The organism is Blastococcus haudaquaticus (assembly GCF_900230285.1).
GTDB classification, from domain to species: Bacteria; Actinomycetota; Actinomycetes; order Mycobacteriales; family Geodermatophilaceae; genus Blastococcus_B; species Blastococcus_B haudaquaticus.
This window is the reverse complement of the sequence record NZ_OCNK01000002.1, coordinates 749,060-775,160: the sequence shown is the minus strand read 5'-3', so window position 1 is coordinate 775,160 and position 26,101 is coordinate 749,060. Positions and strand designations below refer to the sequence as shown.

Genomic DNA, 26,101 nt, shown 5'->3' with positions numbered 1-26,101 from the left:
GCGGGGAACGACGAGCTGCCGCCGCGCGGAACGGGGTGTAGTGGACGTGGAGGTCGGGCGGACGTGGTCGTCCGCGGTGGTCGTCCGCGGCGCTCGCGTCAGCCCGCGGACGAGGGCATGGAGATGATGACCTTGACGACGTCCAGCCCGGAATGCGCGGTCTCGACGCCGGACGCGGTGTCCTCGAGGGGGATCACGTGCCCGAGGTGGTGGTCGATGTCGATCTCGCCGGACCGGATGAGCCTGAGTCCTTCGCGGAAGGACTGCAGGCCGGGTTCGGACTGGGTGTCGCGGACCCATGCGACGGTCGCCGCCTTGCGGAACGCCATGTGCACGGGGAACGGCGAGAGGCCGGTGCGCTCCGCGTAGCCGAAGCAACCGACGTACCCGTGAGTTCGCACCGCTGCGACGGCCTCGGCCCGGCCGATGTCCAGACCGGACGTCTCGATGACCAGGTCGGCGCCCTTCCCGCCAGTCGCCCGGAGCACCTCCTCGGCCAGGGAGGCGTCCGGCGCGAGCACACCCGTGGCGCCGAGCGCCTGCGCGGCTCGCAGCCGCGTCTCGTTCACGTCGGAGACGACGACCTGCGTGCAGCCCTTCGCGAGCAGGAGCTGCACGAAGAAGAGGCCGGCCGAGCCGACGCCGACGACCGCGGCCGTCTCCGCGTCCGGCTGCCAGAACTTCTTCATGGCAAACACGGCCGTTCCCAGCTGCTGCGCCATGAGGAGGCGAAGGGGGTCTCCGTCCGGAGGCAGTGGGATGACCTGCTGCTCCGCCACCGCCTGGTACTCCGCGAAGCATCCACCCTCGTGCCCGTGGGGCACGGTGAGGACCGGTGTGCCCGGGGCGAACAGCTCGGATCGGCTCTCCACCACCACCCCCACGCCCTCGTGGCCCGGATATCCCGGGATGCCGATCGAGTCGGGGTTGTGGAAGCCGTCGTGGACGATGTGCACGTCCGATCCGCAGATCGACGCGTACTGCATCTGCACGAGGACCTGTCCGTCGGCGATCTCCGGGAGCGGGAAATCGCTCACCTCGATCCGGCCGGGGGCCGGCATGTGGGCCGCTCTCATGACGCGTCTGGCGAGGGGTCGTGCGGTGCTGTCGTGGATCACCTGGGGGGTCCGCTTCTCTCAACCGTTCGCGGGTCGGCACGGGGTCGGGACATGGCTGGACGGGTGCCGGTCAGAACGGACCGGGGAGCGGCACCCCGAGCAGCTCACCGAAGATCAGGTAGCCCAGGAGCGACGTCGCTGCCGCGACGACGAGGGAGAGGCGCCAGGTCTCCCTTCCCAGGAACCGGACCCAGAAGGCCATGAGGAGGAAGCCGGCGACGAGGAAACCGACATACGTGTAGATCACGATGAAGATCGCGGTGGCGATGGCTCCGAGCGGCACCAGCTTCGATCTGCTCGTGAACGGTTCGTACTCGGTGTCGTCCCGTTCCGTGAGCCACAGGTTCAGCGAGATCAACGCGGTGAAGATGCCGACGATCACCGGCCACAGCGCGGGCCCAGGCTCCCGCAGGTCCCCCAGCGGGAAGGAGGAGTAGGCGAAGTAGACCCAGAGCAGCCCGAGGAGGAGGGGCAGCAGGGCGCCGACGTGGTGGGCCGGCCCCTGCCGCGGAACGCGCTCGATGATCGGCGGGAGGTCCTCGTCGTCCACCGGGCCTCGGGCGGCGGCGGGGGGAGTGGTGTCCGACGGCTTCGATGTGTCCATGGGGTGCACCTATTCCACGGGAGCGGTCTGGGCGGCGGATGCGGCGGCGCGCCGCCGGCGGCTGCGGACGTGGCCGAACACCGCGGCGGCGACTGCGAGGACGATCAGCGCGAACAGCGTTCCCGACACCGGGCGCGTCACGAACACGCTGAGGTCCCCGTCGGAGATCGCGAGGGACGTCCGGAACGAGTTCTCCAGGAGAGATCCCAGGAGGAAGGCGAGCACGAGGGGTCCCGGCTCGAATCCGCCCTTCATCATGAAGTAGCCGACGATCCCGGCGGCGAGGGCGATCCACATGTCGAAGACGTTGTTGTTGATGCTGAACGTCCCCAGCATGGTGACGATGATCGCGATCGGCCCCAGGATCGTCAGCCGGATCCGCAGGATCTGGATGAAGATCCCGACCAGCGGCACGCTGAGCACGAGCAGCATCAGGTTGCCGATGTACATCGAGTCGATGACGCCCCAGAACACGTCTGGTTCTTCGCTGATCAGGAACGGGCCGGGGGTGATCCCCTGGAGCAGCAGGGCGCCGAAGAGGATCGCCGTCGCGCTGTTGGCCGGGATGCCGAGGGTCAGCAGCGGGATGAATGCAGACGTCGCCCCCGCGTTGTTCGCCGTCTCCGGCCCGGCGACCCCCTCGATCGCCCCGCGGCCGAACCGCGTCGGGTCCTTCGCGATGCGCTTCTCCACCCCGTAGGAGGCCAGTGACGAGAGGACGCCGCCGCCACCGGGGAGGATCCCGACGAAGAAGCCGATGACCGATCCGCGCGCGATCGCGCCCTTCGACTGGGAGACCTCCTTTCTTGAGGGCCAGACGCGCTTGAGCTTGGTGGCGAGCGGATTGCTCCGCACTTCCTCCTCGAGGTGGTAGAGCACGTCCGCGATGCCGAACAGGCCGACCGCCAGCACCAGGAAGTCCAGGCCGCCCAGCAGTTCGAGGCTGCCCATGGTGAACCGCGGCGACCCGGTGACCGGGTCCTGGCCGATCGTGGCCAGCAACAGGCCGAGGCCGGCTGCCACGAGGCTCTTCGTCAGGGACTTCGTGCCCAGGAACGACACCATCAGGATGCCGAAGATCGCCAGAGCGGTGTACTCCGGTGCGCCGAAACCGATCGCGAAGTCCGCGAGCGGTGGCGCGAGGAACGACAGGCCGATGATCCCCACCGTCCCGCCGACGAAGGAACCGACGGCGGCGATGCCCAGCGCGGAGCCGGCGCGTCCCTGCCTGGCCATCTGGTAGCCGTCGAAGGTGGTGACGACCGAGGCGGCCTCGCCGGGCAGACGCAGCAGCACCGAGGTGATCGTGCCGCCGTACATGGACCCGTAGTAGATGCCCGCCAGCATGATGAGAGCTCCCTCGGCGGGGAGCTGGAAGGAGAACGGCAGGACGAGGGCCATGGTCGCCGACGAACCCAGGCCGGGCAGTACGCCGATGATCATCCCGACGAAGACGCCGATGAAGACGTACAGGAGGTTCTCGGGGGTAAGGACGACGGAGAAGCCCGAGACGATCGAATCCAGTGTTTCCACTACTACCCTTCCCGGGTTGGGTGGCGGTTCGCGGGCTCGGTCACCGTCGAGACGGTGACCGAGCCCGGGAACTCGTGGGGGTTGCGGTGCGAGGGCCGCGTCTCGGCCGGGGCAGGTGGTGGACCCGTCCAGGCGTTCAGCCGTTCACCGGGTCAGGGCGCGAACCGCGTGGCGGCTGCTCCTACCAGATGAACTGCCCTCCGAGGTCCTCGACCATCGCCTCCTCCTCCTCGAGCATCTGCCGGTACTCCTCCGGGTCCCGGTAGTCCACGAGCAGGGACTGCTCCGCCATCGCGGCGACGAACTCCTCGTTCTGGATGGCGGCGGCAGCGGCGTCGGCGATGCACTGCTGCAGGCCCTCGTCCATGCCGCCGGGACCCCCGAGGCCGCGGGCCGACCAGGACCGGATGTCCTCGACCCCCTCCAGGCCGGTCTCGGCCAGGGTCGGGACGTCGGACAGGAGTTCTCCGCGGTTCTCCGGGTCGCCGAGCACCGCCAGCACCTTCAGCTGGCCGTTCTCGTGCGGGGTCGCCACCTCGCCGACGTTGGCGAACATCACGTCGACGTTGCCGCCGACGACCGCGGTGAGGCTGTCAGCCGCGCCGCCGCCGTGGATGCCCTCGAACTGGGTGCCGAGCGCGTCGTTGAGACTCAGCGATGCCAGCTGGTCGTCGCTGCCGACGCCGGTGCTGGTGGCGGTGAGCCGGTTCTCCTGCGCGTACTCGATGAGCTCCTCGATCGTCCCGAACCGGTCGTCGTCGGGACGGACGGCTATCGCGCCGTAGTCCGTGACCACGTTGCCGATCAGCGTGAAGTCGTCCAGCGAGCTTTCGATGCCCTGCTCCGGGTTCAGGTATCCGCTGATCAGGTTGGGGGTGTTGAGGCTGGCGAGCGTGTAGCCGTCGGGCTCGGCGGCGCGCAACGCGTTCCAGCCGATCCAGCCGCCACCGCCCTCGCGGTTGACGACGTTGATCGTGGCCCCGCCCAGCTCCTCCTCGATGTAGGGCGCCAGGAGGCGGACGCCCACGTCGGTGCCGCCGCCGGCGGCGAAGGGGACGATCAGTTCGATGGGCCGTTCGGGGTACCCCTCCGGGCAGCCGTCCGCGCTCGCGGAGTTGCCGCCACCGCCACCGCCGTTGCCGCCGCACGCCGCCAGGAGCGTGAGCGCGAGAGCGCCGCCGCCGACGCGCAGGAAGCGCTTCCCAGGACGGTGACCGAGGGATGTCTGGAGCTTTCGCAATGAACTGGTCCTTCCATGGGGGTGGTTGTCAGGGCCCTTGCGGCGCCAGCGCCCTGGTCACACGTGCTGGCTGAGCGCGGCGAACCCAGCCCTTCTGGGTGCTGCACATCACGTGGCGTGCTGTGTATCACATACGGAATACCAATGTAAGTGGACTCGTGCGGGGGCCGAGTTTCCGCGGGACGAGCGGGCACTCGCATCTCGGCCAGTAGGCCGCCGGCGGCATCGGTGGGCGCGGCTCTCGGCGGGGCGCTCGGCGGTGCTGTTCGCGAACATGTGACGTGCACCGCATATGGCGCGAGCTCGGTGGCACCGAGAGGGCGCCGGAGCCCGCTCCGGTGCGGAGCGTCGAGCCGTCGCGCTGCCCCGTGCGACGGTCCCATTCAATGCTGGCGCCGGCGCGGCCGATGGTGTTATGTATACCAACAGGGGCGTCGGCTACGGGCGATGCAGTCGGTCCGTGACGGAGGCGCAGTGTGTCCGAGCGAGTGAGTGAGGGAGACGTGGAACCAGCGATCCCTGTCCGCAGGGGCGCCCCGGCGGGCGCCTCCACCGCTGCGTTCTCCGGCGTCCTGGTCGGTCCCCGTTGACCGAGGACGTTCCCGGACGCCGTGACGCCGGCCCGTCGGACGGGGGCGGGTCGGCGACGCCCGTCAGGTCACCGGTCCACGGTTTACAGCCGGTCGAGACGGTCGCACTGGGTGACCGGACGCTCGACGCCATCCGCCGGGCGATCATCAGCGGAGAACTCCCTTCCGGGGAGCCCCTGCGCGACCGCCAGCTCGCCGAGGCCCTCGGAGTGAGCCGCACGCCGGTCCGCGAGGCCCTGCACAAGCTGGAAGCGGCCGGCCTGGTGCAGCCGCGGGGGCGTACCGGGTGGGAGGTGGCCGCCTTCACCGAACAGGACGTCCACGAGCTGTTCCAGATTCGCAGGCTCATCGAGCCCCTGGGCCTTGACCAGCTGGCGAAGAACCCGGACCACCCCGCCGTCGCCCGGCTGAGCTCGTTCTTCGACGGGTATTCCCATCCCGTCGAGCCCTCGGTGTTCCCGTCCTACTTCCGGCGGGACAACGACTTCCACCTCCTCATCGTGCATTGCACCGGCAACACCCGGCTGGAGCGCTTCTACGCGGTGCTGGAGAAGCAGATCGACCGCGGGCGCCACTTCCTCTCGCCGGCGAACGGCCGAGCTGACGAGACCCTCGATGAGCACGTGGCCGTCACGCGCGCCGTCGCGGACGGGGACTTCCAGCGCGCGCGGACCGCTCTGCTGAGGCACCTGGACACCGGCGAGGAGTTGATGATCAAACACCTGCGCTCGCGGGCCGCAGGCGCCTGAGCGGCTGCACGTCCTGCCGGCCAGTGGCGTCCAGCCGGAACTCCATGGCGCCTCGTGGCCTCTCCTGCGGCCGTCGCGCCGTCCCGGTCCACCGTTCTGCCCGCGGCGATGCCCGGCGCGTCCGCGCCTCCGTCGCCGGCCACCCCCTCGGGGTCTCGACGGTCATCCCTGTCCGCCTGCCGCCGGTCGACCCCTCGCCATCGTTCGCCACCGTCCACCACCCGAACAGGAGCACCCATGCCCGCCGACTGCCTGATGTACCCCGCGAGCCCGCTTCCGCCCGCCGAACTCGTCGGTCGTCTCGAGCGCCTGGCCAGTGCCCTGGTCTCGGACGGCTCCGGCCGCTGGGCAGGCGCCACCGGGCTGGGGCCCATCGCGGGGCTCAAGCCCGGCCAGGTCGTGGTCGGCCCGGCCTTCACCGTCCGCACCCGCCCGGGCGACAACCTCGTGGTCCACAAGGCGATGGACATCGCCCGCCCCGGTGAGGTCCTCGTGGTGGCGGCGGGTGGCCACACGGACCGAGCGCTGCTGGGCGGGCTCATGGGTCAGTACGCCGCGACGAAGGGGATCGTGGCGCTCGTCGTCGACGGTGCCGTGCGTGATCGGAGCGACCTGGACCGGGTGTCGCCGCCCGTCTTCGCGACCGGCCTCACCCATCTCGGGCCCTACAAGAACGGACCGGGGGAGCTCCGCGGTCCGGTCTCGGTCGGCGGGGTGGTGATCCGCGACGGGGACCTCCTCGTCTGCGACGAGGACGGGGTCGCCGTCATCCCCCGTCATCGCGCCGAGGAGATCACCAGCGCAGCGGAGGCGAAGTTCGACAGCGAGGCCGCGGAGCGCCGTGCCATTGCCGAGGGCACGTGGGACCGCAGCTGGATCGACGCTGCGCTGGCGGTGCGCGAGGTCTCCTGACCTCCCGGCCGGCGGACCGGCCCCGCGCGAGGACGCCCGCCCTCGCGGAGCAACAGACGAGTGCAGCGGAGGAGAGCGTCTCCGGACGCTCGTGGAAGGCCGGTCCCGCGAGCCCGACCGGCGCGGAACGGTCAGGAAAGGTGTGCGGAGGACATGACGAATACACTTCAGGCGCTCTGGGATGCTGGCGGCGCCGTTCGCGGGGCCTGGTGCGCTGCACCGAGCTCCGTGACCGCCGAGGCCGTCGCATCGGTGGGATACGACTACGTCTGCCTGGACATGCAGCACGGCGCCATCGGCTATGCCGACGCCGTGCCGATGCTCCAGGCGGTCAGTGGCCGGGGCGCCACGCCGATCGTGCGGGTCGGGGCGAACGATCCCGCGGAGATCGGCAAGGTGCTGGACGCAGGCGCACTCGGGGTCGTCGTGCCCATGGTGGGGTCGGCGGAGGAGGCGGCGCGGGCGGTCGCAGCATGCCGGTACCCGCCTCGCGGGAGGCGCTCCTACGGTCCCGTGCGTGCCGCCACGGTCTTCGGGTCACGCGCGGTGGCCGATCTCGAGCAGGTCGTGTGCGCCGTGATGGTGGAGACCGAGGAGGGCCTCGACCGCGTCGACGAGATCGCCGGCACGGAGGGCGTGAGCGCCATCTACGTCGGTCCTTCCGACCTCGCCCTCGCTCTCGGTCTGCCCCCCGCGTACGAGCACGACGACCCGGCGCACCAGCAGGCGATCGAACGGATCCGCGAGGCCTGCGACCGCCACGGAGTCATCGCCGGCATCCACTGCGACGGCGGCGCCATGGCCTCCCGACGGCTGCAGCAGGGCTTCCGGATGGTCACCGTGGTGAACGACCTCGTGACCTTGCGGAACGGCGTCGCGGCTGAACTCGCTGCCGTGACGGCCGGATCCGGGGCTTCCTGACCCCGGTCGGACACGGGCGGTCGCAGCCCGGCGGGCCGAAGGCCCCGTCCCTCCGGCCGACTCCCCAGGTGCGCCCGGTCGAGCCGGCGCGCCGTTGACCCTCGACATCCTCGGAGGAGCAGTTCTGTGGCCGGTCATTCGCTCCGCTACGCCGTGAACCTGTCCCTGTTGTTCCGCGAGCTCCCGCTGCGCGAGCGCCCCGCTGCCGCCCGGGATGCCGGATTCGACGCGGCGGAGTTCTGGTGGCCGTTCAGCGAGGCCGTGCCCTCGGACGGGGACGTGGACGCATTCGTCCGGGCGGTCGCCGACAGCGGGCTGCAACTCGTGGGGCTGAACTTCTTTGCCGGCGACATGGCCGGCGGAGACCGCGGCATCGTCTCCGTGCCCGGCCGCTCGGCCGAGTTCCGGGACAACGTCGACGTCGCGGTGGGCATCGGGGAGCGACTCGGTTGCCGGGCCTTCAACGCCCTGTACGGCAACCGCCTGGGTGGCGACGACGCCGCGCAGGACGAGGCCGCGGTGGAGAACCTGGCGGGTGCCGCCGAGGCCGCTGCTCGCATGGGCGGCACCGTCCTGGTGGAGCCGGTGAGCGGAGCGCCGCACTACCCGCTGCGAACCGCGGCGGAGGCGGTCGGCGTCCTCGATCGCGTCCGGACGGCGACCGGGGTCACCAACCTCGGTCTGCTCGCCGACCTCTATCACCTGGCGGTCAACGGGGAGGACCTGGACCGCGTCATCGACACCCACGCCGATCGCATCGCCCACGTGCAGATCGCCGACGCGCCGGGACGTCACGAGCCCGGGACCGGGACGCTCGACCTGGACGGGTGCCTGCGCTCGCTGCAGGACGGTGGCTACACCGGGTGGGTGGCGCTCGAGTACCACCCCAGCGGCAGCACGTCCGACGGTCTCCGCTGGCTGCCCCGGGAACGACGTGCGAGCGCCTGAGCCGGCCGGCCGGACCATTCCGGGAGAGGAAGTCCCATGAGCACGATCGCGGTCATCGGTCTCGGGATCATGGGTGGCCCGATGGCCGCCAATCTCCTCGAGGCCGGTCACGACGTCATCGGCTGCAACCGCAGCCCCCACAAGGTGCAGGCGCTGATCTCCCGAGGGGGTCGCGGCGCGGAGACCGTCGCCGAGGCGGTGGCCCAGGCGGACGTCGTCCTCACCGTGCTGCCCGACTCTCCCGACGTGGAGGCGGTCGTGCTCGGGGCTGCGGGTGTCCTGGCATCGGCCCGGCCCGGCACCCTGCTCATCGATTCCAGCACCATCCGGCCCGACGTGTCCGTCCGCGTGGCCGGAGCGGCCCGGGCCGCGGGCGTCCGCGCGGTGGATGCACCGGTATCCGGAGGGGAGGCCGGCGCGATCGAGGGGACCCTGTCGATCATGGTCGGTGGCGAGGTGGCCGACGTGGCGGCGGCCCGCCCGGTCCTGGAGGCGGTCGGCTCCACCATCGTCCACGTCGGTCCCGCCGGCTCCGGCCAGATCGTCAAGGCCGCCAACCAGCTCATCGTCGCCGGCACGATCCAGCTGGTGGCCGAGGCGCTGGTGTTCCTGGAGGCCCACGGGGTCGACACCGACGCGGCGGTCGAGGTGCTGGCGGGTGGGCTGGCCGGCAGCCGGGTCCTCGACCGCAAGAGCGGCGGCATGCTCGCGCGCCAGTTCGCCCCTGGCTTCCGCGTCGATCTGCACCACAAGGACCTCGGCATCGTGACCTCCGCGGCCCGGGAGGTGGGCGTCGCCATCCCGGTGGGGGCTCTCGTGGCACAGCTGATGGGGGCCCTGCGAGCCGACGGCCACGGCGAACTCGATCACTCCGCCCTGCTGCTCCTGGTGGAACAGCTCTCCGGACGCCGGCGCGACTGACACGGCGTCACTCACCCAGCTCACCAGCGACGGACGAAAGGTTTTCGATGAGGGTTCCGGCCGAGCAGGTCAGGAAGCAGATCCTGAGTGTGTTCTCCGCATGGGGGATGGACGAGCAATTGGCCGACACGACGGCGGACGTCATGGTCGACACCGACCTCGCGGGCATCGACTCGCACGGTCTGTCGATGCTGATGTTCTACGAGGGGATCCGCGACCGGGGCGAGCTGGTGCTCGACATCGCTCCGGTGGTGGTCCGGGAGCACGGCGCGACGGCGCTCATCGATGCACAGGCTGGGCTGGGCCATCCGGCCGCCGTCATGGGCATGCAGCTGGCCGTGGACAAGGCGGAGACCTTCGGCGTCGGCGTGGTGACCGTGGTCAACTCCCACCACTTCGGCGCCCTCGGCTACTACGCCTCCATGGCGGCCGAGCGCGGGGTGACCGGCATGGTGGCCACCACGGCGCGGACCGTGGCGGCACTGCCCACGCGCGGCACGGTGCCGATGCTGCCTACCAACCCCATTGCCTTCGCCGCGCCCGCACGGCGGAACCGGCCGTTCCTGCTGGACATGTCCACCTGCACCGTGGCGGCCAACAAGGTGAAGGTGTACGAGTTCGAGGGCAAGCCCCTGCCGGCCGGGTGGGTGCTGGACGCGAAGGGGCAGCCGGTACTCGACGCCGCCGAGGCGATGAAATACATCTTCGAGCGGCCCGACGGCGGGATCAGCCCCCTGGGTGGCACGGCCGAGATGCGCAGCCACAAGGGTTACGGGCTGGCACTGATGGTGCAGTTCCTGTCGGGCGCTCTTCCGGGCGGTTCGTTCGCGCCGGTGCGCGAGCAGCAGCCCGGCGCTCCGGACAACATCGGCCACTTCTTCCTGGCGATCGACCCGAAGGCCTTCCGGGCACCGGGGGAGTTCGAGGACGACGTGGACGTCGTCATCGACATGCTGCACGCGACCCCGCCGATCGACCCGGAGCTCCCCGTGCTGGTGCCGGGTGACCCGGAGGCGGCCATGCGGGAGGAGCGCCGGCGGGACGGCATTCCGATCAGCCAGGCTCTGCGGGAGAAGATCCGAGGCGTCTGCGAGCGCTCGGGCGCGGAGTACCTCCTGGAGCCCTCGCAGGGCAGCGGTCGATGACCGCCCTCCGGGGGGTCCTTCCCATCACGCTGACGCCGTTCACCGACGACGGGTCGGTGGACGAGAGCAGCATCGACACGTTGGTCGAGGACTACCTCGCCGCGGGTGCTCATGGTCTGACGATCCTGGGGATCATGGGTGAGGCGGCGCGTCTGCTCGACGACGAGCGGGATGCCGTGCTCCGCCGATACCTGCGGGCGGTCGACTCGCGGGTGCCGGTGGTCGCCGGGGTGTCGGCGCGGGCCACCCGGGTGGCGCAGGAGTACGCGCGGCGGGCGGAGGACGCCGGGGCCGCTGCGGTGATGCTGGCGCCGCCGGACAACGTGAAGAACCTCGAGCTGGTCTTCGAGCACTTCCGCCGGGTCGCCGAGTCCGTCTCGGTCCCGGTCGTCGTCCAGGACGAGCCGGTCAACACCGGCGTGACCATGCCAGCGCCCTTCCTGGTTCGGCTGCTCGACGAGATCGAGGGCTGCCGGTACCTGAAGCTCGAGGAGACGCCGACGCTCCCGAAGATCACGGCGGTCCGCGAGCGGGCGCAGTCGCAGGTGGGCATCTTCGGTGGCCTCGGTGGGCTGTACCTCTACGAGGAGCTGCTCCGCGGAGCCGACGGCATCATGACCGGGTTCGGCTTCCCCTCGGTGTTGGTGCGCACGTACGAGCTGTTCACGGCCGGCGAGCGCGGGGCGGCGCAGGAGTTCTTCTTCCGCCACCTGCCGCTCATCCGTTACGAGGCCCAGCTCGGGGTCGGCGGGGTGACCATCCGGAAGCACGTCTTCGCCCGGCGCGGCGTGATCGCCTCCCCGCACGCCCGCTTCCCCGCGCCGCCGGTCGACCAGCGGACCCTCGCCGAACTCGACGACATCATCCGCGCGCTCGGTCTCTGAGCCGGCGCCCTCTCGGAAGGACGAACTGTGCGACTCACATCCCTGCGCATCGACGGCGCCGAGCCGGCCGCCCTCGTGCGGCCCGGCGGCGCGGTGCTGCTGAGCCAGGTCAACGACGCGTTCGGCACCGGCTGGGCGACGACCGTCCAGGGCCTGCTCGAGGCCGGTGAGGTCGAGACGCTGCGCAACTGGGTAGCCGGCGCCGACGCCGCGCGCCTCGACGGGCTGGCCATCCCGCAGGACGACCTCGCGTACGCGCCGCTGTACCGGCGGCCCCGCAAGGTCTGGGGTATCGGCCTGAACTACGTCGAGCACGCCGCCGACCTGTCGGAGAAGGCGCCCTCGACAGAGCCGGCGTCGTTCATGAAGCCCGACACCGCAATCATCGGCCCGGGCGATCCGATCCGGATTCCGCCGCAGTCGCAGCGCACCACGGCCGAGGGGGAGCTCGGGGTGATCATCGGCCGGGAGTGCAAGGACGTGTCCGAGGCCGACGCGCCGTCGGTCGTGGCCGGTTTCACCACGATCGTGGACATGACGGCCGAGGACATCCTGGAGAAGAACCCGCGTTACCTGACGCGGTCCAAGAGCTTCGACACCTTCTTCTCCTTCGGGCCCGAGCTGGTCACCGTCGACGAGGTGCCCGACGTCGATGCCCTGCAGGTGTCGACCCTCCACAACGGCTCGGTGTACCGGCGCAACATCGTGTCCAACATGACCTTCCGGCCGTGGTGGCTGGTCTCCTTCCACTCGAAGGTGATGACCCTCCTGCCCGGCGACATCATCTCGACCGGCACCCCCGGCGCCGTGCACATCCGGCCCGGCGACACCGCCGGCGTCGCGATCGACGGCTTCCGCGACCTCGTCAACCCCGTGGAGTGAACTGACATGGATCTCGAACTGACCGGACGGGTCGCCCTCGTCACCGCCGCCTCGAAAGGGCTCGGCCGGGCGACCGCCACCCAGCTCGCTGCGGACGGGGCGCGGGTGATGATCTCCAGCCGGGGCGAGGAGGAGCTGGCCAGCACCGCAGCGGAGATCGCCCAGGCCACCGGCGCGCAGGTGGAGTACTGCGCGGCCGACGTGTCCGACGCCGCCGACCTGGCGCGGCTGCTCGAGGAGACGCAGCGCCGGCTCGGCCCCGTGGACGTGCTGGTCGCCAACGCCGGTGGTCCGCCGCCCGGCGGGTTCACCGCGCTGGACGACGACGACAAGTGGTATCTGGCGCACGAGCTGAACCTGATGAGCACCGTGCGGCTGATCCGCGGCGTGCTCCCGCACATGCGCGAGCAGAAGTGGGGCCGGATCGCCGTCGTCACGTCGTCGTCGATCAAGCAGCCGATCGAGAACCTGCTGCTGTCCAACACCTACCGCGTCGCGGTCGTCGGCCTGGCCAAGTCCCTGGCGATCGAGTTCGCGCCCGACGGCGTGCTGATCAACACCGTCGGCCCCGGCCGGATCGCCACCGATCGGGTCGCCGCCCTCGACGCCAACAAGGCCGAGCAGACCGGCGCGTCGGTCGAGCAGGTGCGGGCCGCGTCGGAGAAGGGCATCCCCATGGGCCGCTACGGCGACCCGGCGGAGTTCGGACGGGTGGCCGCGTTCCTCGTCTCGGGGGCGAACACCTACACCACGGGCCAGAACCTGCTGGTCGATGGCGGCATGGTGCGGGCCATCTGACGTGCCGTCCCTCATCCCCATCCCCTCCCACAAACCCCAAGGAGCCAACACGTGCGCATCGCCCGTTACATCCCCGCCGCCGGCGGAGATCCCGCCTACGGACTCGTCGAGGGGGAGGGGCCCGATGCGGTGATCGTCCGGCTCGACGGCACACCGTTCGACGGCATCCAGCCGACCGACGAGCGCGCCGCCCTCGCCGACGTGACGCTCTTGGCGCCGGTGGAGCCGAGCAAGGTGCTGTGCATGGGGCGCAACTACGCCGAGCACGCGAAGGAACTGGGCAACGAGGTCCCGGACATCCCCGTCGTGTTCGCCAAGTTCTCCACCTCCGTCACCGGTCCTGACAGCGACCTGCTTTACCCGGCGCTCACCGAGAACCTGCATTTCGAGGGCGAACTGGCCATCGTGATCGGTCGCCGCTGCAGCAAGGTGTCGCCCGAGAAGGCGGCGGACGTGATCCTGGGGTACACCGTGGCGAACGATCTCACCCTGCGCGACATGCAGCGGGCCGAGAAGCAGTGGACCCGGGCCAAGGGGTTCGACGGCTCGTGCCCCCTCGGGCCGTGGGTGGAGACCGACATCGACCCGTCGTCGCTGTCGCTGCGCACCACGGTCAACGGCGAGGTGCGCCAGGACGGCACGACGGCTGACATGCTGCTCGACGTCGCGGGCTGCGTGTCGTGGGTGAGTCAGACGATCACGCTGCTGCCGGGCGACGTCGTGCTGACCGGCACGCCTGCCGGGGTCGGGTCGCTGCAGGTGGGTGACGAGGTGGCCGTGACCGTCGAGGGCATCGGCACGGTGACCACTCGCATCATCGCGGGGTGAGGGTGATGGGGCACGTCTACCTCAGTCGCCAGTTGACGCCTGCCGCCATGGCGGCGGCCAACGATCTCGGGGTGCCGCTGGTGGTGCACGACGATCCTGATCGGCCTCCTTCGCGAGAGCAGTTGTTGTCGGGGGTCACGGGCGCCTCCGCGCTCATCACGTTGTTGACCGACCGGGTGGACGGCGAGGTTCTCGACGCCGCGGGCGCCGACCTGAAGATCGTCGCGAACGTCGCCGTCGGCTACGACAACATCGATGTCGCCGCGGCCCGGTCCCGGGGCGTGGCAGTGAGCAACACGCCAGGAGTCCTGGACGAGGCGAGCGCCGATTGTGCCTTCGCGCTGCTGCTGGCCACGGCACGGCGGATCGTCGAGGCCGATCGATTCCTGCGCACCGGCAAGGACTGGATCTGGGGCCCCCAGTCCTTCGTCGGCCTCGACGTGAGTGGTGGAGCCACGCTGGGCATCGTCGGCCTCGGCCGGATCGGCATGGCCGTCGCACGGCGCGCCGCCGCCTTCGACATGCGGATCCTCGCAACGGGCAGCCGCGCGTCGAGCGAGGAAGCGGCCGCGTACGGCGTCGAGCCCGTGGGTCTGCAGCGACTGCTCGCCGAGAGCGACGTCGTGTCGCTGCACTGCCCTCTCACCCCCGATACCCACCACTTGATCGACGCCGAGAAGTTGGCGGCCATGAAGCCGACCGCTGTCCTCGTCAACACCGCCCGCGGTTCCGTCGTGGACGAGGCTGCACTCGTGGCGGCGCTGCAGAACGGCGTCATCGCCGCGGCCGGCCTCGACGTCTACGAGAACGAGCCCCAGCTGCACCCGGGGTTGCGCTCGCTGGAGAACGTCGTGCTGCTGCCGCACATCGCCAGCGCCGGGCGAGCCACCCGCGAAGCGATGGGAGCGCTCGCCGTCGACAACGTCCGGGCAGTGCTGGCCGGCGAGGGTCCGCGCACCCCCGTACCGGAGACGGCCCACAGTGCTCGGCCCGGGAAGGAGCTCTGACCCCTGGGCCTCGGCAGCACAGTGCACGCATGTGGAGCTGTCGGGCGCGGTGCTGCAGTCGGAGGACGGCGGCGGGGTCGTCGGCACCCGCGCGTCATGACAAGAGGCGGGGACCTCGCCAGGGGCTCGAGCAGTGACGGCCCCTGGCCGGTCGTCGCGAACGGTCCCGCAGGGCCCGGGGCCCGGCTACCTCCGGAATGCCAGCGGCCGCCTGCCCGCGGGCAGCCGGTCGGGCGTGGCCGCGACCGACGGCCCACGACCGGCCAGTCACCGCGAGAAGAACCGTAGCCCTGGCTGTGCAGCTCCCTCGTCCGCGGTGCCCTGGCGGCGGCCCGCAGGTGCCGTCGGAAGGACGCCAGCGGGTCGTCGATTTGGTGGCCACCGGGGCGGGCCGTCGGGGCGAGTGAGCGCTGTGCTCACTTCATCCACAGGCTAGTTGGCGGCATCTTCGCCGGTGGGACGCTTCGCCCGGCTGGGCTGCACGCGCATCGGCTCGCCCGGCATCTTCGGGTAGTCCGGCGGATAGGGGAGGTCGCCGAGCCCGGCGTCGGTGGCCTGCTTCTCGAACAGCTCCAGCAGCGGCTCGATGCCGTAGGCGTGGCCGGCGAGCCCGGCGTGCTTGTCGCCGACCTGCCGGAAGCGCCCGGGCATGGTGAGGACGTCGAAGTCGAAGGGCGTGACGTCGGGCAGCTCGTCCCAGTCGACGGGTGCGGACACGGGCGCGTGCGGCTTGGGCCGGATCGAGTACGCCGAGGCGATCGTGCGGTCCCGGGCCATCTGGTTGTAGTCGATGAAGATCTTCTCGCCGCGCTCCTCCTTCCACCACGACATGGTCACCAGGTCGGGCAGCCGGCGTTCGAGTTCCCGGCCGAAGGCGATGACCGCGTGCCGGACCTCGGTGAACGTCCAGCGCGGGTGGATGGGCACGTAGATGTGCACCCCGCGCCCACCGGACGTCTTCGGCCAGCCCTCCATCCCGAACTCGTGCAGCAGCTCGCGCACGTGCGGGGCGACCCGGACGGCGTCGGAGAAGTCGGTGCCCGGCTGCGGGTCGAGGTCGATCCGGATCTGGTTGGGCGACTCGACGTCGGCCTTGTCCACCGGCCAGGGGTGGAACGTCAGCGTGCCCAGGTTCGCGCACCACGCCACCACCGCGACCGAGTCCGGCGCGATCTCGTCCGCCGTCCGCCCGCTGGGGAAGGTGATGTGCGCCGTCGGCACCCACGGCGGGGCGTTCTTGGGCACCCGCTTCTGGTAGAACGCGTCGCCGGTGTTGTCCACGCGGGTGGAGATGCGGGCGCCCTCGAAGACGCCGCCGGGCCAGCGCTCCAGCGTCGTCGGGCGGTCCTTGAGGGCGAACAGGATGCCCTCGCCGACGGAGACGAAGTACTGGACGACGTCGATCTTCCGGATCCCCTTGTCGCCGAAGTACGGCTTCTCGGGGTTGGAGACGCGGACCTCGAGCCCGTCGACGTCCAGGACGACGGCGTCCTTGCTGCTGGCCATGGCTCAGTTCCTACCGCAGCCCGGCCTCCGGCGAGGCGTCCCTACGCCGGACAGGTGAGTCCGTCCATGGGCGCCGTCAGGTCGATGAGGTAGGCGTTCACCGCGGCGGTCACGCAGTCGGTCTTGGGATAGGCGGTGTGTCCCTGCCCCTGCCACGTCAGCAGGACGCCCGAGTCCAGGTCCTCCGCCAGGTCGACGGCGCCCGGCAGCGGGGTGACCGGGTCCCCGGAGTTGCCGACCACCAGGATGGGCGCGCTGCCCTCGGCGTCGCGCTCCGGCAGCGGCGTGCGCTCGGCGTCCCACACCGAGCAGGTGTACAGCCCTGCGGCGGAACCGGCACCGAACAGCGGGTACTTCGCGTTCCACTCGCCGACGAGCCGGCGGACCTCGCTCGCCTCGAACCGTTCCTCGCGGTCGGCGCAGTTGATCGCCAGGTTCGCGTCGAGGAGGTTGGAGTAGGTCCCGTCCTCGAGCCGGCCGGTGTAGCTGTCGGCGAGGGAGAACAGACCCTTGGAGTCGCCGGTCTGCGCCGCGGCCAGCGCCTGGGCCAGCTGCGGCCAGGACTGGGTGTCGTAGAGGGCCGCCTGGATCGCGGTCATCACCACGCCCGGCGTGGCCAGCCGTGCCTGGCCGTCGGGGTCGGGCTCGCTGTTGGGGATCGGCGTCGCGTCGGCCTGTGCCAGCACCTGCTCGACGAACTGCCGCGGCTCGGCGCCGAGCGGGCAGCCGGCGAGCAGGCCGGTGCAGTTCGTGGCGAACGCGTCGAACCCGGCCTCGAACGCGGCGGCGCTCTGCTCGGCGTCCTCCTGCGCGGCGACGTCGGGGTCGACGGCGGCGTCGAGGACCAGGGCGCGCACCTTGTCCGGGAACATCTCGGCGTAGGTGGAACCGAGGGTCGTCCCGTAGGAGTAACCGAGGTAGGTCAGCTGCTCGTCACCGAGCGCCTCGCGCAGCCGGTCCATGTCGCGTGCGGTGTCGACGGTGTTGAAGGTGCCCAGCGCGTCGCCGTACTCCTCGGCGCAGTCGTCGGCCACCTCCTGGGCCAGCGCGAACGCGGCGTCCAGGTCCTCGTCGCTGACCGGGCGCGGCTCGGCGGCGAGGATCTCCTCCTTGCGCTCGTCCGGGATGCACTCCACCGGGGTCGAGAGGCCCACGCCCCGGGGGTCGAAGCCGACGATGTCGAACCGGCCGACGACCTCCTCGGGGAGGGAGAGCGCGAGGCCGATCGCGGCGTCGGCGCCCGAGCCGCCGGGGCCGCCCGGGTTGACGACGAGGGAGCCGATCCGGTCGGTCTGGGTGCCGCTCACCACGCGGACGAGGAACAGCGGCAGCGTCGCGCCGTCGGGCTCCTCGTAGCTGATCGGCACCTCGGTGCGGCCGCACTCGAAGCCGAGGTCGCGCTCGCTGCCGGGCTGACCGGCGACGAGGGCCTGGATCTCCTCGTTGCAGTCGGTCCACTCGATGGGGGCGGCCTCGGGCTCGGGCGGGGCCGTCGGGGTGCTGGCGGCCTCCTCGCCGACCGAGTCGGCGAAGGAGGTGCAGCCGGCCAGGACCATGCTCAGGGCGAGCAGGGTCGTCGGGACGGCCAGCCGGCCGTTGTGCAGACGCATGATCACGAGCCTAGGAGCCGTGTGGGCCCCGTGCAGGCGATCACTCCCGATCGGGCGACGTACCGCCCGTCAGGACCTCCCCGAGGTCGTAGCGCACCGGCACCTCGAGTTGGTCGTACGTGCAGCTCAGCGCGTCCCGGTCGGGGCGCCAGCGGAGGAACTGACCGGTGTGACGAAGTCGACGGCCCTCGAGCTGGTCGTACTTGATCTCCACGACCAGTTCCGGGCGCAGCGGCACCCACGACAGGTCCTTCTTCGCGTTCCACCGGCTCACGGCACCGGGCATGCGGTTCTCGCCGTCCTCCTGCACCTGTGCATTGGCCCAGTCCTGCCACGGGTGCCCGTCCAGCGCCTCGGCGCGGTAGGGCGCGAGCTCCTCGACCAGCTCGGCCCGGCGGGCCATCGGGAAGGACGCGGCGACGCCGATGTGCTGCAGCTTCCCCTCGTCGTAGAGCCCCAGCAGCAGTGAGCCGACGATGGGTCCGCTCTTGTGCCAGCGGAAGCCGGCGACCACACAGTCCGCCGTCCGCACGTGCTTGATCTTGGTCATCAGCCGCTGGTCGGGTCCGTAGGGGAGGCCGGCGGACTTGGCGACGACGCCGTCCAGCCCCGCCCCCTCGAACGTCTCGAACCAGCGCTCCGCCGTGGCAGGGTCCCGGGTGACGCTGGTCAGGTAGATCGGTGGCTCGGCCGCGCCGAGCGCGGTCTCGAGCCTCGCCCGACGCTCGGCGAACGGCGTCTCGAGCAGCGACTCGTCACCGAGGGCCAGCAGGTCGAAGGCGACGAAGGACGCGGGGGTCTGCTCGGCGAGCAGGGTGACCCGCGACTCGGCCGGGTGGATGCGTTGCAGCAGCGCCTCGAAGTGCAGGCGGTCGCCGGCGGGGACGACGATCTCGCCGTCGACGACGCACCGCTCGGGCAGGTTCTCCTTCACCGCGGCCACCACCTCGGGGAAGTAGCGGGTGAGCGGGCGCTCGTTGCGGCTGCCCAGCTCCACCTCGTCGCCGTCGCGGAAGACGATGCACCGGAAGCCGTCCCACTTCGGCTCGTAGTACATGTCGTCGCCGGTCGGCACCTTCGTCGCGGCCTTGGCCAGCATCGGCTTCACCGGCGGCTGCACGGGGAGATCCATGCAGGTCAGTCAACCAGCACGCAGCGACCGGATGGACGGGGAAGCCACCGCGCGCTGCGGTCGCCCACTTCGCGGTGGACCGCGCGTCCGGCATCTCCGCGGCGTGGAGGAGACGTGACAGGGTGGGGCATGGCCACCGTCCACGCCACGACCATGGCTCCCACCAAGCTCGAGCTCCTCACCGGCTGGCTGCCCCGGCAGCCCTGGTACCGCGGGTTCGGGACGCCGGCGCTGTCCCGGGCGGGGGGCTTCCGCCTGGACGACCCGGCCGGCGAGGTCGGCATCGAGCTCATGCTGGTCAGCGACGGCACCGGGGCGGGGGCGACCACCTACTTCGTGCCGCTCACCTACCGCGGTGCGGCCCTCGACGGAGCGGACGCCGGGCTGGTCGGGACCTCCGAGCACGGTGTCCTCGGTACCCGATGGCTCTACGACGCCGAACACGACCCGGTGGCGTCGGCGCAGCTGCTCGCATTCGTGGCCGGCGCGGTCGAGGCGCAGCACCAGAGCGAGAGCGACACCCTCGACCCCACGGTCGGCCGCTCGTGGACCGGCGACGGGCAGCCGCGCGCCGTCGAGCTCGTGCGGGTGCCCGAGCCGGGCGTGCCCACCGCGGGTCGCGGGGCGGTCGAGGTGGACTGGACGCGTCCCGACGGGAGCACCGCCCGCGGCGTCGTCGCCGTCGCCCGGTAGCCCCTCCGGCGTCACGCCGGGGGGTCTCGACGCCGTCCGGCCCGCCTCCTAGCGTCGGCCCGCGGGGGGACGACCGGAAGGCACGACCATGCCCATGTACCTCACCCTCTTCCGTTACACCCCGGAGACCTGGGCGATGCTCATCGCCCATCCCGAGGACCGCCGCAGAGCGGCGACCGCGTACATCGAGTCGGTCGGCGGGAAGCTGCACGGCTTCTGGTACGCCTTCGGCGAGCACGACGGCGTCACCCTCTGGGAGGCACCCGACGACGTCGCGATGGCCGCCGTGGCGCTCGCGATCGGCGGGGGCGGTGCGCTCGCGTCGATCGAGACGACGGTTCTGCTCACCGTGGAGGAGACGCTGGAGGCGTTGGAGCGCGCCTCGTCCGTCGGCTACCGGGCCCCCGGGGCCTAGCGGGCGGCCCGGACGCCGTACCGGGTGAGGAGGAACCCGTCCTCCTGGAGCACCTGGCGCAGCTCGAGCGGGATGCGGTCGGCCAGTTCCTCGCCGAGCAGCCGCGTCCCGGCCGCCCCCACCAGGGTCGGTGACACCGTGAGCGCGAGCTCGTCGACCACCCCGGCCCGGAGCGCGGCGCGCAGCAGCTGCGGTCCGCCCTCGCACAGCACCTGCTCCAGCCCGCGCTCGGCCAGCCGGTCCAGGGCCAGCGGGAGGTCGACGTCGTCGTCCCCGCAGACGAGCACCTGGACCCCGGCGTCGGCGAGGGCGGAGCGGCGGTCGGCGTCGGCCGCGGCACAGGTCACCAGGAGCGTGGGCGAGACGGCGCCGCCGACGAGCCGGCTGCCCGGATCCAGGGACGCCCGGCGGGAGACGACGACCACCGGTGCGGTCGCCGGCCTCCCCAGCGAGCTGCGCAGCCGGCCGACGCGCGAGTCCGCGATGATCGGCCGGTACCCCTCGGCGGCCGCCGTCCCGTGGCCGACGAGGACGCCGTCGGACAGCGCCCTCAGCAGCTCGAAGACCCGCCGGTCGGCCGGGGAGCCGAGCGCCTCGCTGCGGCCACCGACCGTGACGGCGCCGTCGAGGGAGACGACGAAGTTGACCCGCAGCGACCGCCCCGCCGGCAGCCGGTAGGCCTCGACGAGGCCGGCGTCGTCGACATCGCCGGTCCCGGGGAGGAGCCGGCGCACGTCAGCGCGTGCTGAGCACGGCCGCGCTCTCGGCCGGCAGCGTCACGGTGGCGCCGTCCACGGCGGGCAGCTCGTCGGTGCTGAACAGGACGTCGGCGACCGGGCGGTCGAGGTCGACCTCCCGGGGCTCCCCGGCCAGGTTGACCGCCACCCGGAGGCTGCCGCGGTGCACGACCAGCCACCGGTCGGCGTCGTCCCAGGTCACCTGCACCGCGGCCAGGTCGGGGTCGACCAAGTCCGGGTGCGCCCGGCGCAGGGCCAGGAGCGAGCGGTGGACGGCGAGCAGCCGCTCGTGCGGCTCCTTCGACAGCTCCGACCAGTCGAGCTTGGACCGGGTGAAGGTCTCCGGGTCCTGGGGGTCGGGGACGACGTCGGCGTCCCACCCGTGCTCGGCGAACTCGCCGATCCGGCCCTCGGCGGTGGCCTTGCCGAGTTCGGGCTCCGGGTGGCTGGTGAAGAACTGCCAGGGCGTGGTCGCGCCCCACTCCTCGCCCATGAACAGCATCGGCGTGAAGGGGCTGGTCAGCGTCACGGTCGCGCCCACGGCGAGGAGGCCGGGGGAGAGGGTGGCGGAGATCCGGTCGCCGACGGCGCGGTTGCCGATCTGGTCGTGGTCCTGCAGGTAGCCGAGGAACTTCCAGCCCGACAGCGTCGCGGTGTCGACCGGGCGACCGTGGTGCCGGCGCCGGAAGCTCGACCAGGCGCCGTCGTGGAAGTAGGCACCGGTGAGCACCTTGGCCAGGCCGCCGAGCCCCGCTTCGGCGAAGTCGGCGTAGTAGCCCTGGCCCTCGCCGGTCAGGGTGGCGTGCAGCGAGTGGTGGAAGTCGTCGCTCCACTGCGCGGTCAGACCGAGGCCGCCGGCCACGCGCGGGGTGACCATGCGCGGGTCGTTCAGGTCGGACTCGGCGATCAGGGTCAGCGGCCGGCCGACGGCGACGGACAACCGGTCGACCTCCTGCGCCATCTCCTCGAGCACGTGGGTGGCGCGCTCGTCGACCAGCGCGTGCACGGCGTCCAGCCGCAACCCGTCGACGTGCATGTCGCGCAGCCACATGAGCGCGTTGTCGATGATGTAGCGGCGGACCTCGTCGGAGTCTGGGCCGCTGAGGTTGACGGAGTTGCCCCAGGTGTTGGCGCCGCCCTCGGCGAAGATCGGGAAGAACTCCGGCAGGTAGTTCCCCGACGGGCCGAGGTGGTTGTAGACGACGTCCTGGATGACGCCGAGACCCTGCTGGTGGCAGGCGTCGACGAAGCGCTGGTAGGCGGCCGGGCCGCCGTACTCCTCCTGCACCGCGTACCAGAGGACGCCGTCGTAGCCCCAGTTGTGCGTGCCGTTGAACCCGTTCACCGGGAGCAGTTCGACGAAGTCCACGCCCAGCCGGACGAGGTGACCCAGCCGTCCGATCGCCGCGTCGAGGGTGCCCTCGGGAGTGAACGTGCCGACGTGCAGCTCGTAGACGACGCCTCCGGCGAGCGGGCGCCCGGTCCAGGCGCCGTCGCCCCACTCGTGGGCCGCGGGCTCGAACCGGCGGGAGAGCCCGTGCACGCCCTCGGGCTGACGGCGGGAGCGCGGGTCCGGGCGGGGCGTCGCGTTGTCGTCCAGGAGGTAGCCGTAGTCGGCCTCCGGCGCGGCCTCGACCTCGGCGCGCCACCAGCCTCCGTCGTCCCGGGTCATGTCGTGGACGGCGCCGTCGACCTGGACCCGCACCCGCTCGGGCAGGGGCGCCCAGACGGCGAATTCGACGGGAGCGGACATGCGGGGGCCTCCTGATAAGGCGGTCGTGCGGAAGGGGGCGGACCGATCATGCCCGCCCCGCCGCAGGTCAACCCCTGGTAGTACCGGCGGGTCCGCCCGCAGGATGACGACGTAGAGCGACCGGGCCGTTACGTTTCGCCGTACCGGTACCGATCGGTGCCCGAGCGCGCAAGGAGCGTGCATGTCCGTCGTCCGCACCGTCGTCTTCCCGGCCCTCCGCCTCCTGGTCTGGGCCGTCATCGCCGTCGCCCTCGTCGTGCTCGCCTTCCGCGGGGGAACAGGCGACTCCGCGGACTCCGGACCGGGCGCACCGGCGCTCGACCTGGGCTCGCCGGCCGTCCCCGTCACCCGCGGGACCGTCACCAACACCGTGTCGGTCACCGGCACCGTCGTGGCCGACCCCGCCGTCCCGGTGAAGGCCACCGCGGCCGGCACCGTCCGCCGGCTGCTCGTCGCCGAGGGCGCGACGGTGACGGCGGGTCAGGCGCTGCTGGAGATCCGCTTCGAGGAGGAGCTGGCGCCCGTCGTAGGCACCGATCCCGAGGGCAACCCGACGTCGACCCCGCGGCCGCCGCGCGTGCGGACCGCGACGGTCCCGGCACCCGCGGCCGGCACGCTGGACGAGCTCGACGTGCTCGTCGACCAGGTCGTCGCCGTGGGGGACGAGGTCGGCTCCGTGAGCCCCGGGACCCTCTCGGTCACCGCGACGCTCACCCAGGCCGAGCAGTTCCGGCTGCTCGCCCCGCCCGCCACCGCGGAGGTGGAGGTGCAGGGCGGCCCGGCCCCCTTCACCTGCACCGGGCTCACGCTCGGGGCGGCGCCGACCTCGGGCGGGGCGGCGCCCGAGGGCGAGGCGCCGCCGGTGCAGGGCGGGACCGGCGGCGGGACGACGGCCCGCTGCGCGGTACCGGCCGGCGTGTCCGTGTTCCCCGGCATGGGCGCCACCGTCGGCGTGCAGGCGGGGACGGCGGAGAACGTCCTCGTCGTGCCGATCACCGCCGTCCAGGGCTCGGTGCAGACCGGGAACGTCTGGGTGGTCGGCGACGACGGTGCCGAGGAGCAGCGCGCGGTCACCCTCGGGCTCACCGACGGCGACCAGATCGAGATCCGCGACGGGCTCAGCGAGGGCGAGCAGGTGCTGCAGTTCGTGCCCGTGCCCGACGACACCCCGGTGCAGGACCCGATGATGGGCGGGCCGTACGGATGAGCCTGCTCGAGCTGCGCGGGATCAGCCGGGAGGTGCTGCTCCCGGACGAGAGCGTCCTGCCGATCCTGACCGGTGTCGACCTCGACGTCGCGCCGGGCGAGCACGTGTCCATCGTCGGCCGCTCCGGGTCGGGGAAGTCGACGCTGCTCAACCTCCTCGGCCTGCTGGACACCCCCACCTCGGGCAGCTACCTCCTGGACGGTGAGCCGACCGACGGCCTCTCGGCCCGCCGTCGCTCGCGCCTGCGCGGTGAGGTGTTCGGCTTCGTGTTCCAGCAGTTCAACCTGCTGCCGCGGCGCACCGCCGCGGAGAACGTCGCCGCGCCGCTGCTCTACGCCCGGGGCCGGGACTACCTGCGCCGCCGGAGCACGGCCCGGGAGATGCTCGACCGGGTCGGCCTGGGCGCCCGCGCGGACCAGGTGCCGGAGCGCCTGTCGGGCGGTGAGCAGCAGCGGGTGGCGATCGCCCGCGCGCTGGTGCGCAGCCCCCGTGTCGTGCTGGCCGACGAACCCACGGGCGCCCTCGACGTCGAGACCGGCGCGCAGGTCATGGCCCTCCTCGCGCAGGCCACGGCCGAGAACGGCGCCGCGCTGGTGACCATCACCCACGACCTCTCGGTCGCCGCCCTGGCGGGCCGCCGCTTCCGGCTGGACCGTGGCCGCCTCTCGCCGCTGCTCGAGGCCGGAGCGCTCGGTGCCGCCACGTCGGACCGGGGCCCGGCATGACCGGGATCCTCGGCACGCTGGCGGAGGCCTGGGACGAGGTCCGCGTGCACAAGGCCCGCGTGCTGCTGTCGCTCGTCGGCGTCTTCCTGGCGGTCTTCGCCATGACGACCGTGACCGCGCTGGGGCTCATGGTCGCCCAGGTGCAGCAGGAGGTCGGCGAGCGGTCCGGCGGCCGGGCGGCGACGGTCGCCGTCAGCGCCTGGGACCCGAACACCGGGATGCCACCCGACGGTGCGGAGTGGGACGCCGCGGTCGCGGACCTGGTCGAGCGGTACGACATCGCGACGGCGGCCACGATCGCGTGGGGCGAGACGCGGTTCCGGATGCCCGGGGGGACGATGGCCGTCCAGACCCGCCGGGTGTCGCCGAACTACGGCGACCTGCACCGCATCGAGCCGATCGAGGGACGCTGGCTCCGGGAGGGCGACCGGGAGAGCCTCTCGCCGTCGGTCGTCGTCAACGAGGCGTTCATGACGGCGCTGGGCGTGCCGGACCTCTCCAGCCGGCCGACGGTGGTCATCGGTGGTGCGGACCCGGTGCGGGCGACCGTCGTCGGGGTCGTGCGCGAGGGCTACGGCGACGAGCTGGTGGCCTATCGCATCGACCGGTCGGCGGGGCCGTGGGACGCCACGACGGCGCTGGACCCGGCGGCGGCGATGTACGCCGGACCGAGCACCCTCGAGCTCTGGGTGCCGGCCGACCAGACCGACCAGGTGATGGAGACGGTGCGGCACGACCTCGCCCTCGCGCTGCCCGGCCTGCAGGTCGACACCTACCGCTCCGATCCCCAGGGCGCGGAGGAAACCATCGCGATGCTCCGGCTGGCGATCCGGGGTGCCGGCACCGTGGTGCTGATACTCGGCGGGCTGGGGGTCCTCAACATCGGCCTGGTCACCGTGCGGCAACGGATCCGGGAGATCGGCGTGCGGCGCAGCTTCGGGGCGACGTCCGGCCGGATCTTCGCCGCGGTGATGCTGGAGAGCGTCTGCGCGACCGCACTGGCCGGGCTGCTCGCCGTCGGGGCCGCGATCGTGCTCGTGCGGAACCTGCCGCTGGACCAGCTGCTGAACGACGGGATCCCGATCGCGGACATGCCCGGCTTCCCGGTGGCCGCCGCGGTCGAGGGTCTGATCGCCGCCACCGCGGTGGGGGCGCTGGCCGGGTTGCTGCCCGCGACCATCGCCGTCCGCGCGAAGGTGATCGACGCCATCCGGTTCTGACGTCCGGCGAGATCGGCGATCTC

Annotated in this window: 25 protein-coding genes; 16 read left to right on the top strand and 9 right to left on the bottom strand. The window is 71.9% G+C overall.

Going from position 1 to position 26,101, the window contains the following annotated elements; translation table 11 throughout:
• Positions 1–98 precede the first annotated feature (98 nt).
• The 4 genes from CRP30_RS10335 to CRP30_RS10320 all read right to left on the bottom strand — a co-directional run bounded on the left by CRP30_RS10335 (position 99) and on the right by CRP30_RS10320 (position 4,495).
• Positions 99–1,037 (bottom strand): zinc-binding dehydrogenase, encoded by a 939-nt coding sequence (locus CRP30_RS10335; protein ID WP_159961677.1) that lies wholly within the window; start codon positions 1,035–1,037, stop codon positions 99–101.
• Positions 1,038–1,188: 151 nt separating this feature from the next.
• Positions 1,189–1,722, bottom strand: coding sequence for a tripartite tricarboxylate transporter TctB family protein (locus tag CRP30_RS10330; protein WP_097183816.1), 534 nt, complete (start codon positions 1,720–1,722; stop codon positions 1,189–1,191).
• A gap of 9 nt (positions 1,723–1,731) precedes the next feature.
• Positions 1,732–3,255: a tripartite tricarboxylate transporter permease gene (locus CRP30_RS10325; protein ID WP_097183815.1), complete on the bottom strand. Its 1,524-nt coding sequence runs from the start codon at positions 3,253–3,255 to the stop codon at positions 1,732–1,734.
• Between the two features lie 181 nt (positions 3,256–3,436).
• Entirely contained in the window at positions 3,437–4,495 is a 1,059-nt protein-coding gene (locus CRP30_RS10320) for a tripartite tricarboxylate transporter substrate binding protein (RefSeq protein WP_097183814.1), read from the bottom strand.
• Between the two features lie 586 nt (positions 4,496–5,081).
• Here CRP30_RS10320 and CRP30_RS23225 point away from each other — a divergent pair.
• From CRP30_RS23225 to CRP30_RS10265, 11 genes are all read left to right on the top strand, one after another.
• Entirely contained in the window at positions 5,082–5,834 is a 753-nt protein-coding gene (locus CRP30_RS23225) for a GntR family transcriptional regulator (protein ID WP_097183813.1), read from the top strand.
• Between the two features lie 237 nt (positions 5,835–6,071).
• Entirely contained in the window at positions 6,072–6,746 is a 675-nt protein-coding gene (locus CRP30_RS10310; protein WP_097183812.1) for an RraA family protein, read from the top strand.
• 153 nt (positions 6,747–6,899) lie between these two features.
• Positions 6,900–7,667: an HpcH/HpaI aldolase family protein gene (locus tag CRP30_RS10305; RefSeq protein WP_097183811.1), complete on the top strand. Its 768-nt coding sequence runs from the start codon at positions 6,900–6,902 to the stop codon at positions 7,665–7,667.
• A 126-nt stretch (positions 7,668–7,793) separates the two neighbouring features.
• A complete protein-coding gene (locus tag CRP30_RS10300; RefSeq protein WP_097183810.1) occupies positions 7,794–8,615 on the top strand; it encodes a hydroxypyruvate isomerase family protein in 822 nt (273 codons plus the stop codon).
• 36 nt (positions 8,616–8,651) lie between these two features.
• Positions 8,652–9,536: a 2-hydroxy-3-oxopropionate reductase gene (locus CRP30_RS10295; protein ID WP_097183809.1), complete on the top strand. Its 885-nt coding sequence runs from the start codon at positions 8,652–8,654 to the stop codon at positions 9,534–9,536.
• A gap of 47 nt (positions 9,537–9,583) precedes the next feature.
• The gene (locus tag CRP30_RS10290) at positions 9,584–10,681 is read left to right on the top strand and encodes an Ldh family oxidoreductase (protein ID WP_097183808.1); all 1,098 of its coding nucleotides are present in this window, start codon (positions 9,584–9,586) and stop codon (positions 10,679–10,681) included.
• Positions 10,678–11,565: a dihydrodipicolinate synthase family protein gene (locus CRP30_RS10285; protein WP_097183807.1), complete on the top strand. Its 888-nt coding sequence runs from the start codon at positions 10,678–10,680 to the stop codon at positions 11,563–11,565. Before CRP30_RS10290 ends, CRP30_RS10285 begins: the two co-directional genes overlap by 4 nt.
• A gap of 27 nt (positions 11,566–11,592) precedes the next feature.
• The gene (locus CRP30_RS10280; RefSeq protein ID WP_097183806.1) at positions 11,593–12,447 is read left to right on the top strand and encodes a fumarylacetoacetate hydrolase family protein; all 855 of its coding nucleotides are present in this window, start codon (positions 11,593–11,595) and stop codon (positions 12,445–12,447) included.
• A gap of 6 nt (positions 12,448–12,453) precedes the next feature.
• On the top strand, positions 12,454–13,245 hold the full coding sequence (locus CRP30_RS10275; RefSeq protein WP_097183805.1) for an SDR family oxidoreductase: 792 nt from the start codon (positions 12,454–12,456) through the stop codon (positions 13,243–13,245).
• Positions 13,246–13,296: 51 nt separating this feature from the next.
• A complete protein-coding gene (locus CRP30_RS10270; protein ID WP_097183804.1) occupies positions 13,297–14,073 on the top strand; it encodes a fumarylacetoacetate hydrolase family protein in 777 nt (258 codons plus the stop codon).
• Between the two features lie 5 nt (positions 14,074–14,078).
• The gene (locus CRP30_RS10265) at positions 14,079–15,080 is read left to right on the top strand and encodes a 2-hydroxyacid dehydrogenase (RefSeq protein ID WP_097183803.1); all 1,002 of its coding nucleotides are present in this window, start codon (positions 14,079–14,081) and stop codon (positions 15,078–15,080) included.
• 432 nt (positions 15,081–15,512) lie between these two features.
• On the opposite strand, the gene CRP30_RS10260 is transcribed toward CRP30_RS10265, so the two are convergent.
• From CRP30_RS10260 to CRP30_RS10250, 3 genes are read right to left on the bottom strand one after another with little or no spacing between them, the layout of a single operon-like run.
• On the bottom strand, positions 15,513–16,586 hold the full coding sequence (locus CRP30_RS10260) for a DNA polymerase domain-containing protein (protein WP_097183802.1): 1,074 nt from the start codon (positions 16,584–16,586) through the stop codon (positions 15,513–15,515).
• A 41-nt stretch (positions 16,587–16,627) separates the two neighbouring features.
• Positions 16,628–18,196, bottom strand: coding sequence for an alpha/beta hydrolase (locus CRP30_RS10255; protein WP_097184123.1), 1,569 nt, complete (start codon positions 18,194–18,196; stop codon positions 16,628–16,630).
• Between the two features lie 40 nt (positions 18,197–18,236).
• Complete coding sequence (locus CRP30_RS10250) at positions 18,237–19,328, bottom strand: ATP-dependent DNA ligase (protein ID WP_097183801.1); 1,092 nt, start codon at positions 19,326–19,328, stop codon at positions 18,237–18,239.
• Between the two features lie 129 nt (positions 19,329–19,457).
• Here CRP30_RS10250 and CRP30_RS10245 point away from each other — a divergent pair, with 129 nt between their 5' ends.
• Together CRP30_RS10245 and CRP30_RS10240 are read left to right on the top strand one after the other, a co-directional pair.
• Positions 19,458–20,021 (top strand): maltokinase N-terminal cap-like domain-containing protein, encoded by a 564-nt coding sequence (locus tag CRP30_RS10245; protein WP_097183800.1) that lies wholly within the window; start codon positions 19,458–19,460, stop codon positions 20,019–20,021.
• A gap of 88 nt (positions 20,022–20,109) precedes the next feature.
• Complete coding sequence (locus CRP30_RS10240) at positions 20,110–20,436, top strand: GYD domain-containing protein (RefSeq protein WP_097183799.1); 327 nt, start codon at positions 20,110–20,112, stop codon at positions 20,434–20,436.
• On the opposite strand, the gene CRP30_RS10235 is transcribed toward CRP30_RS10240, so the two are convergent.
• Together CRP30_RS10235 and treZ are read right to left on the bottom strand one after the other, a co-directional pair.
• Complete coding sequence (locus tag CRP30_RS10235) at positions 20,433–21,170, bottom strand: dihydrofolate reductase family protein (RefSeq protein ID WP_097183798.1); 738 nt, start codon at positions 21,168–21,170, stop codon at positions 20,433–20,435. The two genes, CRP30_RS10240 and CRP30_RS10235, sit on opposite strands and share 4 nt — an antisense overlap.
• A 1-nt stretch (position 21,171) precedes the next feature.
• Positions 21,172–22,926, bottom strand: a complete 1,755-nt coding sequence (gene treZ / locus CRP30_RS10230) for a malto-oligosyltrehalose trehalohydrolase (protein WP_097183797.1) — start codon at positions 22,924–22,926, stop codon at positions 21,172–21,174.
• Positions 22,927–23,107: 181 nt separating this feature from the next.
• On the opposite strand from treZ, the gene CRP30_RS10225 reads away from it, so the two are divergent.
• From CRP30_RS10225 to CRP30_RS10215, 3 genes are read left to right on the top strand one after another with little or no spacing between them, the layout of a single operon-like run.
• Positions 23,108–24,133 (top strand): efflux RND transporter periplasmic adaptor subunit, encoded by a 1,026-nt coding sequence (locus CRP30_RS10225; protein WP_097183796.1) that lies wholly within the window; start codon positions 23,108–23,110, stop codon positions 24,131–24,133.
• Complete coding sequence (locus CRP30_RS10220; RefSeq protein ID WP_097183795.1) at positions 24,130–24,858, top strand: ABC transporter ATP-binding protein; 729 nt, start codon at positions 24,130–24,132, stop codon at positions 24,856–24,858. The genes CRP30_RS10225 and CRP30_RS10220 overlap by 4 nt, the downstream gene beginning before the upstream one ends.
• Complete coding sequence (locus tag CRP30_RS10215; RefSeq protein WP_097183794.1) at positions 24,855–26,078, top strand: ABC transporter permease; 1,224 nt, start codon at positions 24,855–24,857, stop codon at positions 26,076–26,078. The genes CRP30_RS10220 and CRP30_RS10215 overlap by 4 nt, the downstream gene beginning before the upstream one ends.
• Positions 26,079–26,101 lie beyond the last annotated feature (23 nt).